The following is a 13154-nucleotide window of genomic DNA, read 5'->3' as shown; positions in this document are numbered from 1 at the left end:
TCAGCGATAGCGGCCGAGCTTGACCTTGATGACGCGAGGATTGGCGGTGAAGTTCAGGCCCCAGTCGACCTGGTCGCCGTTCCAGCGGCGCTCCATCACCCACTGGCCGTCGGCACCGAAGCGGCCTTCCTCGACGTGGGCTATGAGGGCCTTGCCGCTGGCCTCGGCGTCGTCGATGCGCACGCGGGCCAGTTGGCCGACGAGGATGAACTCGTCGTCGGCGATCTGGGCCATGGCCACGCCGCCGGACGGCGTGCCGGCATGGGCGGGCTTTTCCTTCTGGTTGCCCGGCCACTCGCGCTCGCCGAACTGCCACTGGCCAAAGGTGACGTGGGCCTTCCAGCCCGTCATCGCAACGAACTGGTCGGCATGGTCGTCGGGCTCGGCGACACCCCAGGTGCGGCCTTCAAAGGCCCAGCGCGCCCACTGGCGCTGCATGGGACGGAAGGCGGCGTAGACCTTGGCGAAGGGCTCGAGCGTGGCCTTATCGTTGGTCTTGGCGCCCAAAGGGTAGTTGGCATAGTCGAAGTAGTCGATGCCAAAGGGGGCCACCCCCAGGCTGCCGCGGCCGAGGATGAGATAGAGGTAGCGGGCATAGGTCGAGGCGTTGCCCAGCTCGGGCACCCACAGCGGGTTGTCGGGGCGCTGGAACTTGTCGAGGTGGGCCGCGACCTTGGCCGACTCGGGGTGGTAGATGTCGGGGCCGACGATGTCGATATGGGGCGCTGCGGCCTTGTAGATGTCGATGACGTCGTAGGTCGGGCCACCGCTGGCGAAGTCCTTGTTCCAGGGCTTGGGCGGCTGCTCCAGCGGGTCGCGCAGGGCGTTGTTGACGTACATCGGCAGGTCGTGGACGGCGCGGCCGGCCTTGGCGATCTCCTCGATGTAGCGGGCGATGGCCCAGGCGTGGAAGTATTCGTCGGCGTAGTCGCCATAGACCTCGCGCCAGCTGCCCGAGGCCTTGGCCACCGGCTTCTTGTGCGCGATGACCGCGGCCGGCACCGGTTGCTCGAAGGCGGCCTGTGCGGCAGGGCCGAAGTCACGCACCAGGCCGAAGGTGCCGACCTCGTTCTCCACCTGCACCATCAGCACGGTGTGCTGCGGGTCGTCGACCTGCTTGAGATGCGTCATCAGCGCCGTGAAGGCGCGCCGGTCGGCCTTGAGCGTCTCTTCGCCGAAGGGCGACAGGCAGTAGCTGTCCTTGCCGGCCTCGTCGACCATGCGTGGGAAGCGCCGGTTGTCGAACTTGACCCAGGCCGGCGTGTACTGCGGGCTGGTGTTCTTCCAGGTGCCAAACCACAGCAGCACGACGCGCACCTGGTGCTCGCGCGCCTGCTTGAGCAGGGTGTCGACAAAGGAAAAATCGAAGCGGCCCTCAACCGGTTCGATCTGCTCCCAGGCCACGGGCACTTCGACGGTGTTGGCGTGGATGTCGGCGATGGCCGGCCAGACCTTGTCCAGGGCCTTGGGATAGTTGCTGGAGTTGTGGACCTGGGCCCCCAGGATGGTGAAGGGCTGGCCATCCACCAGCAGGGTGTGGCGGCCTTCCTTGTGCGCCAGCTGCGGCCGCTGCGCCGGGGCGGCGACGGCGAGGGACAGGGAGCACAGGAGGACCAGCGCCGCCAGGCACAGGCGGTGGGAATGAGGCTTGGGCATAGGTCGTCGTGCCCGACCGCGCCGTGGCGCGGTCGGGAAGAAGGCTCAGAAGGAATAGCGCATCTGCACCGTGTAGCGCCGGCCCGTGTAGAAGGCCGACCGTTGCATCATTCCGATGCCCTGCTGCATGTACTGCTTGTACAGGGCGTCGTTGAGGTTTTGCGCTTCGAACGAGACGCCCAGGTCTTCGTTGACCTTGTAGTGCACGCCCATGTCGACCTGGCCGTAGGCTCCACCCCAGGTCGGCAGTGAGAAGTTCGACGAGAACGGCTTCTTGTAGTTCGGGCTGTTGGGGTTGTAGTCCCAGCCGTTGCCGAAGTCGTCGTTCGTACCGAAGGCATTGGCCGCCTGCAGATACTTCGAGCGCCAGCTGTAGGCAATGCGTGCCGAGAGGGGACCGTAGTCGTAGAGCAGGGCGATGTTGAACGCCTTGCGCGACATGCCGGGCAATGGCAGGTTGCCGAGGACGTGGCCGTTGGTATCGCAGCCATAGAGGTTGCGTGCCAGCTCCGTTTCGACCGTGCCCCGTGGCGTGCACCATTCGAGGTTGATCTTGTCGTACATCGTCATCTTGCTGTCGATGTAGGTGAAGTTGCCCGACACCCCGAAGCCCGACAGCCAGCCCGGCAGCTTGTCGAAGTACTGCTGGTAGCCCACCTCGACGCCGCGCGTCTTGCCCTTGGCGCCATTGACCGGCGCGGTGATCGCGAAATCATGCGGCTGGCCGGCCGTGTCCGCGACCCGGTAGTAGCCCGTCTGGCCGATGACGACGTCCTTGATGCGCTTGTCGAACACCGCCACCGTGAACGAGCTGGTCGGGCCGAAGTAATACTCCCCCGTCAGGTCGAGATTGTTCGACTTGACCGGCTTGAGCATGGGATTGCCGCGGGCCGAGCCGGTGTAGGAGACCGAGTCGATCACCGTCTGGCCATTTTCCTGGTGCGTCTGCACGGTCTGGGAAATCGTCGTGTAGGCCTGCATCTGGTACAGGTCCGGCCGCGAGGAGCCCTTGGACAGCGCCAGGCGGTATTGCAGTTTGTCGCTCGCCTTCATGCGCAGGTTCAGGCTGGGCAAGACGTCGGAGTAGGCGTTGTGGAAGGATTGCAGGTCGGCCCTGGGCACGAGTACGGGAATGCCGGGGTTCTGCTGGTAGTTCGGCACCGAGAGGACGGTGTTGCCCACCGCATCTGCTTGTGTGTACACCGCCCGCACGCCCACGTTGCCGTCCACCGGGTAGGCCAGGTCGTCGAAGCTGAAGCGCAGCTGGCCGTAGATCGCCTGGGTGCGCTCGTTCTGCTCGTTGCGACCCTTGTCGTCGCCGTATTGGGCCGGGTTCCATTTCGCCCAGCAGGGGTCGACCTGGCAGACCTGGTCGGCATAGCCGTGGACCTTCCTGAAGCCGGCGTCGTTGAGCAGGCTCATGTCCGGCATCACCACCGACGGCGGTATCGCCCCCTTGCCGTTGAAGAAGCCGTTGAACGGCTGGATGTGGGTGTCGGCCTTGAAGCGTGGATCACTCATCCAGGCGAGCTGGCTGAACGGCTGCCATCCATCTTTGCCCACGGCCCACGGCTGGGTGATCTGGGCCCAGTCGGAGTCATGCGTCGATTCGGTCAGGGCGCCGCGATGGGTCACGCGCAAGCCGAAGCGCAGGTCGTTGAGCACCGCATGATCGAAGTTCAGCTTGCCATCGACGCGCCATGCGGTTTCATGGGCCGTCGCATGGTCCCGGTGTTCCTGCGTGGAGCCCCAGTAGTAGTTGTTCGCGTCGGCGAGGTAGGCACGGTCCGCGGCGTCGAAGTTGAAGCTCGGCGTCGACGTCGTGAAGTCGATCTGCTGCTTGGGCATCCAGCCGCCGGTACCGATCAGGTAGTCGGTGCCGTCGCTGACGGCCTTGATGTGCTGCAGGTCGGAGCGCAGGGTCAGGCTGGGCGACACCTTCGCGGTGACGTTCCATGCGATGTCGCGGGTGTCCGCCGTGCGGCCGGCGTGGCGCGCGACCGTGGCGAAGCCGATGCCCCTCACGTTCCGGTCTGGCGCGCCATCGCCCGGGGCGCGCAGCGTCCCGGTCAGCACGGCGCCGTTGGCGTCGAAGGTCGCGCCGGGGTCGAGCGTCAACTGCGTGTTGGTGCCGCCCACGGACATGGCGTTTTCCCGCGTGTCCATCTTGTACTTCGAGCGGAAGTACGTGAGCGAGGAAGAGATGTCGTCCTTGCGCCATTGCAGCGCGCCGTACAGGCCGTCACGCGTGCGGTCGAAGTCGCTGGAAGTCCAGGACCCGCCCTTGCTGATCCAGCGCAGCTGCCCGCTGGTGTCGCCGATGAGGGCGTCGGTGCGGGGGTAATAGGGCTCGACGAACAGGCCGTTGGCGCGCGTGGCGATCTTGGAATGCGCGATGTCGAGCAGGGCGCCGATCTCGCCGAGGTCGGTCTTCCAGCGGTTGGACACGAGGCCGGAGAATGAGGGCTCGGCCTTGCCGCCACGCAGTTGCTGTTGGGAGGCTTCGACCGAGAACGCGCCCTTGGGCCCCTTGAAATCGAAGGGCAGGGCGGTACGCAGATTCACCAGGCCGCCGATGGCGCCTTCGATCTGTTCCGCAGACGGGTTCTTGTAGACGTCCACGCCGGCCATCAGCTCCGGCGGCACATCCTCGAAGCTCAGCGAGCGCCCGCCATTGGCGGAGAAGGAGTCGCGCCCGTTCAACTCGGAGCGCACATAGCTCAAGCCGCGCACACTCACGCCGGTGCCCTCGGCCGCGAAGTGCATGACGCCGTCGCCGACGCCCTGCTGGGGATCGGCGCGGTTCATCGTGCGGTCAATGCTGACGCCGGCGATGCGCTGCAGCACTTCGGTGACGGACTTGTCGGGCAGCTTGCCGATGTCGTCGGCCACGATGGAGTCGACGACTTCGTCGGCGTTCTGCTTGATCTTCTGGGCCGATTGCAGGGCCGCACGCTGGCCGCTGACGACGACGGTCTCGATCTTCTGCGGCTTGGCTTCAGGGGCCGACGCAGCCGAGGCGGGCGCCGGAGCAGCCTGGCCCCAGGCCATGCTCGTGCTGAGGAGGGCCGCTTGCGCGGCGGCAAGCGAGATCGCGGTTCTCCGATAGTTGTTCACTGTGTCTCCTTTCAAGCTCTCGAGGGCTTTTGATGGGCATCGGATTCGATGACCAAGCGGGCCTGACGGGCGATTGGCAGCGCTGTCAATGCGCGTACATCAATCCGATCGCTGGTCAAACCAATTTGGTCATGCCACTCTGCCATATGGCGATTGTGGTCAGACCAGTGCATACCCCAATACTCAATTTGAGAGCTTTGCGCGGTAACATCAGAATGGACCGACTGGTTGCGTTACCATTTGGTCAGTCCAATTGTTAGGGAGCTCAGCGGACATGCCCAGTCATCACCGCGCCAGCGAATCGCGCAGGCAATATCAGTTGGTCGCCGACAGAATCCGCGCCCTGATTGACGAAGAGGAACTCGAAGCCGGTGCGCGACTGCCGGCCGAGCGTGAACTCGCATTGCAGCTCGGGGTGTCGCGTCCCTCGTTGCGCGAAGCGCTGATCGCGCTGGAGATTGACGGCCGCGTCGAGATCCGCGGTGGGTCGGGCGTCTATGTCTGTGCGTTGCCGGCGGGTGCCGGTGATGCGGCCACGTCGACGCTCGGCGAAAGTCCGGCCGAATTGATGCAGGCGCGCGTCGTGCTGGAAGGAGCCGTCATCACGCTGGCCGCCGCTCGCGTGACCAAGGCCGGTCTGCAGCGCGTCGAAGAGGCACTGGCAGCCATGCGCGAGGAGCATGCCAGTGGCCGCAAGCCGGTCGATGCGGACCGGCGCTTTCATCTCAGCATTGCCGAAATGGCAGGCAATTCCGTGCTGGTGGATATGGTCGGCACGCTGTTCGACGGCCGCCATGACCCCATCGCTGCGCGTATGAGTGGCCAGGTGGAGTCGACCCACACCTGGCAGGCTGCCGTGGGCGAGCACGAGGCCATCTACCGCGCACTGGAAGCACGCAACCCTCAGGCCGCGGCCGCGGCGATGTGCAGCCATTTGCTGGCCTCGCATGGGCGCTGGACCGGTGAACCGGCTGACGGGTCCAGCAAGGCAACCGGCAGCGGCTCGTAAACAAGGCATCGGTTGCGCGAATCGGTCGGGATCGGCCGCCTCGGGCGCTGCCGGAATCCGGGCTTGGCTGTTGAGCGCGTCCACGGTGCGAGAAAGTTCAACCGTCATGTCCAATCCGCAACATCGTGGCGATGAAGGTCGCCGCCAATATCAGCTGGTCGCCGACCGCATCCGTGCCCTCATCGAAGCGGAGGGGCTGAAGCCCGGCGCGCGCCTGCCCGCCGAGCGGGAGCTGGCGGCAAAATTGGGTGTCTCGCGGCCCTCGCTGCGCGAGGCCCTCATCGCCCTGGAGATCGATGGTCGAGTGGAGATCCGCGGCGGCTCGGGTGTCTATGTGTGCACGCCTGCGGATGAAGGCGCCGGCGCGACGTCATCGCTGGGCGACAGTCCCGCCGAGCTCATGCAGGCGCGCGTCGTGCTCGAGGGGGCTGTCATCATGCTGGCGGCAGCCCGCGTGACCGCCGAGGGGCTGCGGCGGTTGGGAGATGCCTTGGCTGCAATGCAAGCAGAACACGCCCGCGGCAACAAGCCGGTCGAGGCGGACCGGCGCTTTCACATCTGCATTGCCGAGATGGCTGGCAATTCCCTGTTGGTGGACATGGTGGGCGCGCTTTTCGATGGCCGCCATGGCGCGATTGCGGCCCGCATGAGCGGGGAAGTCGAGTCCTCGCAGCAGGCCTGGCAAGTCGCTCTTGGCGAGCATGAGGCGATCTACCGTGCGCTGCAGGCGCGCAACCCGCAGGCGGCTGCGGCCGCCCTGTGCAGTCATCTGCTGGCCTCTCACGGGCGCTGGGTTGGCGAGCCCGCCGAGCTGTTGCTCAGTGGCGCTGCCAGCCTCTGAACGGCCCCGGCGCCGGGACAGAGATCAGGGGCGCTGACTGCTCGCCAGCTTCGCGACGAATTCGGTGTGCGACGGCATGAGCTGCACCGCGTGCTGGATGGCGTCACGAACGCCCCAGAGGTGCCGCCGGATCTGCTCCAGGTCGACCAGGTCGATATAGGGGTCATAGCGCTGCGGCGTGAGGCCCAGGCCGAAGAACAGCGAGGCCCAGGAAGGCTCCGCGAATCCCTCCGGCTCCAGGATGGCCACCCGCCCGGTCTGGCGGAACAGCTCGATCTGGTGGGCCAGCGCATCCGGAATGCTCATGGCGGCGCATTGCCGCCAGAACTCGCTGTCGCGACGCTCGCCGAGCTTGTAGTGCAGGATGATGAAGTCACGCACCGACTCGTAGCGATAGGCCATCTGGCGGTTGAACTCGTCGGCCAGCTTGGGAGCGAAGTCCCGGTCGGGCAGCAGGGAGGTCAGCCGGCCGACGCCGTCCATGATCAATTGGATGCTGGTCGATTCCAGCGGCTCGAGGAATCCCGATGACAGGCCGATGGCGACGACGTTCTTCACCCATCCCTGCTTGCGCCGGCCCGTGACGAAACGCTGCTGGCGCGGCTGGTCCAGGGCCTTGCCGTCGAGGTGGCTCAACAAGAGTTGCGCGGCGCCGTCGTCGCTGAGGTGGCTGCTGCAGTAGACCAGGCCGTTGCCGGTGCGGTGCTGCAAGGGGATGCGCCATTGCCAGCCCGCGCTGCGCGCGGTCGACGTCGTGAAAGGCGTCATCGGATCGACGCGCTCGCAGGGCACGGCGAGGGCCCGGTCGCAGGGCAGCCAGTGGCTCCAGTCCTCGTAGAGGGAGTTCATCGCGCCGCCGATCAGCAGCGCCCGGAATCCCGAGCAGTCGATGAAGAGGTCGCCCTCGATACGTCGCCCGTCGCTCAGGTGAACCGCCGTGACGAAGCCATCCTGCTCGGATGTCTCCACGCGCACGATGGTGGCTTCGATGCGTTGGGCGCCATGGCGGAGGGCGTAGTCGCGCAGATAGGCGCCGTAAAGCGAGGCGTCGAAGTGGTAGGCGTAGTTGAAGGCGTTGGCCGGTGACGGTTCGCCGGGTTGGGGTGGCACAAAGCGCGAGCTGCGCGCCATCATCGTCGCGGTCGACCACTCCTCGTAGGAGGGCAGGTGGGGGTCGAGCTCCCGCAGGCGCAGCCAGAAGGCCCACAGCGGCCGGTTATGGATGGCCGGGCCGAAGCCGCCGAAGCCGTGGAAGAAGCGGTGACCGACGCGGCCCCAGTCGCAGAACTCGATGCCCAGCTTGAAGCTCGCCTTGGTCTTGCGCACGAAGTCGGCTTCATCGATGCCCAACATCTGGTTGTAGAAGCTGATGGTGGGCAGCGTCGCCTCCCCCACGCCGACCGTGCCGATCTCCGCCGACTCGACGACGGTGACGTCGCAGTGGTCCGGCAGATCAGGCCTGCAGAGCATGCGGGCCAGCGGCGCCGCGGTGATCCAGCCGGCGCTGCCGCCGCCGACGATGACGACTCTTCTTAGAGCGCGACTTTCCATGAAAAGAACCCTCCGGTGTGTTTTGGTCAGGCCAGTTTGGTCAGACCGGGAGTTTGCCCTAGTCAAAACTGGTCCGACCAGATTTATGATGGTTCGACCAGTCCTCAGCGGCATTGCGGACGGTGGTCGGGGCCCTGGCAGGTGCTCGCGCCCGATGCCGCAACTATTTCGAAGAACCAGGAGACAGATCCGTGAAGCAGAAAATGGTTCCGCACGCCCGCAAATTGACACTGTTGGCAACGTGCGCCTTGTTGGCCGCATGCGGCGGCGGTGGTGAAGGGGGAGCGACTTCTGGCGGGCGCCAGCAATTCATCACCTTCCAGTATCCCGGCGGCGGCATGCTGCTGGACCCGCCGACAACGCTGTCAGCCACCACGAGCTCAGGTCTGGAGGTGACCTTCAAGTCCAGCACGCCCGACTATTGCACGGTCGCCGGCAACAAGCTCACGCTGGTCAAGGCGGGCGAGTGCCGTGTGGTGGCCACGCAGCAGGGCGGCAAGTCTGCCGATGGCGTGCAGTGGGCTCCCGCGGACGACGTCAGCCAGCTGTTCAACGTGCTGAAGCACACCCAGCAGATCGCGTTTGCGCCGCCTGACTACGTCCTCAGCAAGGCGACCACTTCGGTCACCCTCACTGCAACGGCGGAATCCAAGGGGCCGGTCACGTTCACGGCAGATACGCCCGCCAACTGCTCCATCACCGGCGACCAGCTCAAGCTGCTGGGCAAGGGCACTTGCGCAGTGACGGCCACTCAAGCTGGCAACGACACCTATGCGGCGCAGTCGACGCAGCGCTTCATCGCCGTCGACCCCCTGCTGCTGGCGGATGGCTTCGATGTCGCGACCGGCAACGGCGCGGGCTCTTCGAGCGATCTGCGCACGGCGCAAGGCGGCGGGGTCGCGGTCAATCCCTGGGACAGCACCCTGAACTCGGGCTGGCAATGGTGCGGCAGTGATCGGCCTGACTGGTGCTATCACACCGTCTCGTCCGACGGCAAGACGCTGGTCTCGGCGCTGGAGGTGCCGAAGGCCAACTTCCCGACCGGCTGGCACACCGGCCTGAACCAGATCGACATCTTCGCGCCGGGCAAGACGGCGTTCAACGGCGGTGGTGACACGACCGGTGGCCTTCGGGTCACGACCGAGACGTCCCTGGGCTTCACCATGGGCGTGCCCCAAGGCCTGTACGCCGCCGGCAAACCCGTCGTGCTCTATCTTGATCTGGGCAAGAACAACGGCGGCTGCAATGTCGAGCTGGCCACCCTGGTCTGGCCGCGGGCGCCTGGCTTTGCGGCCTACAACATCCCGCTGAGCAACTTTGCCGTCACGAACAACTGCGGCATCGCGGGCGTGACCGCCGCTTCGGTGGACGACAACATCCGCAAGCTGCCCAACCCCTGGGATGCGACCGGCATGCCCACGAACATCGGTGCCTTCAATACGGCCCTCGATGGCTTCAAGGATGCGCGCACCTCGGCCATGACCTTGATGGGCTCCTCCGACATCGTGCGCATGCGGTTGAAGCTCTTCGACATCAACGACACCAATCCGGGCACGGCGTTCTATTCATCCTCCATCGGCCTCACCGGGGCTATCACCATCCAGTAGTCCCTCGTGACCGGCAGTCGGGGCGGCCATCAGCGGGCGAACAGCCGCCGCCGGCTACACGGTGCCAAGCATTCGTGACGCTTTCCTGGCGTCGCCAGAACATCGAAGCAACGGAGACACCTTATGAAAAAAGAATTCCAGACCACCGCGATCTATCGCGGTGTCATTCACCTGGCGCTGCTGAGCGCAGGTGGGGGCGCGTTTGCGCAAACGCAGCCAGCGGCGGACAAGACCCCGACCGCGCTGGAGACGGTGGTCGTCAAGGGCCAGCGCGCCGCCCTGCAGAGCGCGCAGAAGATCAAGCAGAACTCCGAGGAGATCGTCGACTCGGTGACGGCCGAAGACGCGGGCAAGCTGCCCGACAAGTCCATCACCGAAGTGCTGCAACGCATCGTCGGCGTCACTGTCGAGCGCCTGCGTTCCACCAACAACGACCCCAAGCACTTCTCGGAGGGCAGCGATGACCGCATCAACGTGCGCGGCCTGTCCTGGGGATCGTCCACGCTCAATGGGCGCGAAATCTTCTCTGCCGGCTGGCCGGGGCGCGACCTGAGCTGGAGTGCGGTTCCCTCGGAACTGATGGCTGGCGTGGACGTCTACAAGAACCCGTCGGCGGAAAAGATCGAGGGCGGCGTCGCGGGTCAGGTGGACCTGCGCACCTGGCTGCCGTTCGACTTCCCCGGCACCAAGCGCTCCATCGCCTTCGGCGGCAACTACGAGCAGCGGACGAAGAAGGCGTCGCCGGCGCTCTCCGGCCTCTATTCGACCCGGTGGGAGACTGATTCGGGCCGCTGGGGGGCACTGGTCGATCTGGCGATGAACCACTCGACCTACGAGCAACAGAACCTCCAGGTCGGGGCCTACTTCCCGCGCACCGACATCGTGGCGGGCAAGACGGTGTGGATGCCCACTGGGGCCAACTGGGGCCAGAACCTCGGCACCAGCGACCGCCAGGGGTTCTACGGTGCCCTGCAGTGGAAGAAGAACGAGATGCAGTCGTCGCTGACGGCCTTCGTCTCGAAGTCCAAAGAGGAGAACACCGGCTCGAACATCTACCCGAACTTCTCGGACGGCAACTTCAACGCGTCGCCGTACAACGTGCTGGTCGAGAACCCGGTGGTCGATGATCGCGGTGTGGTGGTGTCGGGCCACTACAGCTATCCGTTGCGATTGCCCCGTGATGCCAACGGCAACATCACGGACTTCAGTCGTGGCGGCAAGGGCGCTGCCCAGTTCGCCGATGGCGGCATCAGCATGGGCACCAGCCGTGCATTCAACCAGCACCGCACGAAAACCAGCGAACTGGCCTGGAATTTCCAGTGGAACGTCAACGAGCGCTTCGCACTGCAAAATGATCTGCAGTGGGTGAAATCCACCTTCCGTACCCGCGGCGAAGAAGTGCAGACGGCCACCTCGCTGCCGAGCATGGACATCACCACCTCCGGCACCAGCCCGGTGCAGCTCGGTTTCGACGACAAGTCGCGCACCTTCCTGGCGGATCCTGGCAACTATTACTGGTTGTCCGTGATGCCTGGCCGTTACAAGGGCGAAGCCAACCTGTACGCCTGGAAGGCCGATGGCAAGTTCCTCTTCGAGGACAACCCGGTGCTGCGCGACCTGAGGTTCGGTTTCCGCACCACCTACCGCACCTCGGTGCGGGAAGTGGGGGTCTATGCGGGTGATACGGGCAGCGTGGGCTGGAAGTCGATCGCCGAGCCCTGGGTCGTGACCCAGACGAGGACGCCCGGCCAGTTGGCCAACGGGTCGGACAACGGCGGCTGGCAGTCGCGCGCCAACTTCGCCTACCTGAGCGATCCGCGCTATGCGGCCGCTGCACCGGTGGAGGTGTACAACTACAAGGCCACGGGAGGCAACACCCTGCCGAGCGTCGTGTTTCCCACCTATGGCGCCCTCAAGGACTACAACACCTACGCCAAGCTGCTGGGAGATGTGCGCTACAACCAGTGCCTGGACGGGCAGAAGTGGGCCAGGGACTGGAACACCAACAATCCGACTCAGCCGATCAACGTTGCGACCTGCAATCAGTCGGACTACATCTGGGATACCACGCTGCGCTACGGCCTGAACCCGAACATGATCAGCGACGTCTCCGAGCGTACGCATGCCGTCTACGGCAACCTGCGCTTCGGTTTCGACGACTGGAAGGTGCCGATGGAAGGCAACATCGGCGTACGCTTCGTCTACACGGCGCGCGCTTCGCACGGCCACACCACCTTCGACGCCAAGTACGACAACCGCACTCCGCCTGATGCGCCGCGCTTCGCGGCGATCAATGAAGACCTCGATGTGGACGCCAGCCATGTCGATGCGCTGCCCTCGATGAACCTGAAGTTCAACCTCAGCGGCGACAACAAGCTGCTGGGGCGCATCGGCATGGCCAGGAGCGTCTACCGCCCGGGCTTCAACCAGCTGCAGGAGTCGGTGAAGCTGAGCCAGAACATCAACACCGCGAACAACCAGATCACCTACACCGGCGAGAACACCGGCAATGCCAAGCTCAAGCCGCTGACGGCCGACAACTTCGACCTGGGGCTGGAGTGGTATCCGCGCAGTGGCCAGATGCTCTCCGCCACGGCCTTCTACAAGGACGTGAAGGACCTGATCTACAAGTCCTCCTACACCCGCGACTACATGAGCATTGCGGGCAATCCGCAGACCTTCCTGATCACGGGCCCGCGCAACGCGGCCCGGGCCTGGGTGTATGGCATCGAACTCAAGGCCGAGACCTACCTCGACCACTTCAACTTCCTGAAGAACAACCTGCCCGACTGGGCCCTGGGTTTCGGCGTCTCGGCGGACTACACCTACCTCGGCAGCGCCCAGAGGTTCTATCGCAATGCCCAGGTGCAGTACTGCCCGGCCAACGGCACGATCACCAGCGACGCGCTCAAGGTCTACGGCTGCGACACCAATGGCATGCCGCTGGGGGCCTTGCCGGTGCCCGGGCTGGTGAAGAATGCCGCCAACTTCGCGCTGCGCTATGACCGCTATGGCTTCTCCGCCCGCCTGGCCTACAACTGGACCAGCCGCGTGCTGAAGAATGTCGGCAACGACAACAGCCCGAACGGCCAGAACGGCACGAGCGCCGATCCGGCGCGCATCGGTGCGCAAGACACCTGGTGGGGCCTGCCCCAGTACCAGGAGGGCTTTGGCCAGTGGGACGGCAGCGTGTCGTACAACTTCACGGACAAGTTCGGCATGTCGCTCAGCGTGACGAACCTGAACAACGTGACGGTGCGCTACTCCAACCTGCAGGCGCCGGGCTTCATGGGCACGAGCTGGAACTTCCCCGGCCGCAGTTACTACCTCACCGGTCGCTACGACTTCTGATGAGGACCGGGGCAGCCGCCCC

General features: G+C 65.2%; 7 protein-coding genes. 4 read left to right on the top strand and 3 right to left on the bottom strand.

Translation table 11 applies throughout. The features are described 5' to 3' along the window. Together J2X20_RS00175 and J2X20_RS00170 are read right to left on the bottom strand one after the other, a co-directional pair. The gene (locus tag J2X20_RS00175; protein ID WP_310259111.1) at positions 1 to 1656 is read right to left on the bottom strand and encodes a GH35 family beta-galactosidase; all 1656 of its coding nucleotides are present in this window, start codon (positions 1654 to 1656) and stop codon (positions 1 to 3) included. Between the two features lie 45 nt (positions 1657 to 1701). After that, positions 1702 to 4773, bottom strand: a complete 3072-nt coding sequence (locus J2X20_RS00170; RefSeq protein ID WP_310259109.1) for a TonB-dependent receptor — start codon at positions 4771 to 4773, stop codon at positions 1702 to 1704. A gap of 274 nt (positions 4774 to 5047) precedes the next feature. Between J2X20_RS00170 and J2X20_RS00165 the strand changes: the two genes are divergently transcribed. Both J2X20_RS00165 and J2X20_RS00160 read left to right on the top strand, forming a co-directional pair. Continuing rightward, entirely contained in the window at positions 5048 to 5782 is a 735-nt protein-coding gene (locus tag J2X20_RS00165; RefSeq protein ID WP_310259107.1) for a FadR/GntR family transcriptional regulator, read from the top strand. A gap of 106 nt (positions 5783 to 5888) precedes the next feature. Further along, a complete protein-coding gene (locus tag J2X20_RS00160) occupies positions 5889 to 6623 on the top strand; it encodes a FadR/GntR family transcriptional regulator (RefSeq protein WP_310259105.1) in 735 nt (244 codons plus the stop codon). 24 nt (positions 6624 to 6647) lie between these two features. On the opposite strand, the gene J2X20_RS00155 is transcribed toward J2X20_RS00160, so the two are convergent. Beyond that, entirely contained in the window at positions 6648 to 8174 is a 1527-nt protein-coding gene (locus J2X20_RS00155) for a tryptophan halogenase family protein (protein ID WP_310259102.1), read from the bottom strand. 338 nt (positions 8175 to 8512) lie between these two features. On the opposite strand from J2X20_RS00155, the gene J2X20_RS00150 reads away from it, so the two are divergent. Continuing rightward, positions 8513 to 9781, top strand: a complete 1269-nt coding sequence (locus tag J2X20_RS00150; protein ID WP_310259100.1) for a hypothetical protein — start codon at positions 8513 to 8515, stop codon at positions 9779 to 9781. A gap of 123 nt (positions 9782 to 9904) precedes the next feature. After that, positions 9905 to 13132: a TonB-dependent receptor gene (locus J2X20_RS00145; RefSeq protein ID WP_310259098.1), complete on the top strand. Its 3228-nt coding sequence runs from the start codon at positions 9905 to 9907 to the stop codon at positions 13130 to 13132. Positions 13133 to 13154: the final 22 nt, after the last annotated feature.

Source organism: Roseateles saccharophilus, assembly GCF_031458095.1.
Classification (GTDB): domain Bacteria; phylum Pseudomonadota; class Gammaproteobacteria; order Burkholderiales; family Burkholderiaceae_C; genus Pelomonas; species Pelomonas saccharophila_A.
This window is presented reverse-complemented; position numbering and strand designations above follow the sequence as displayed.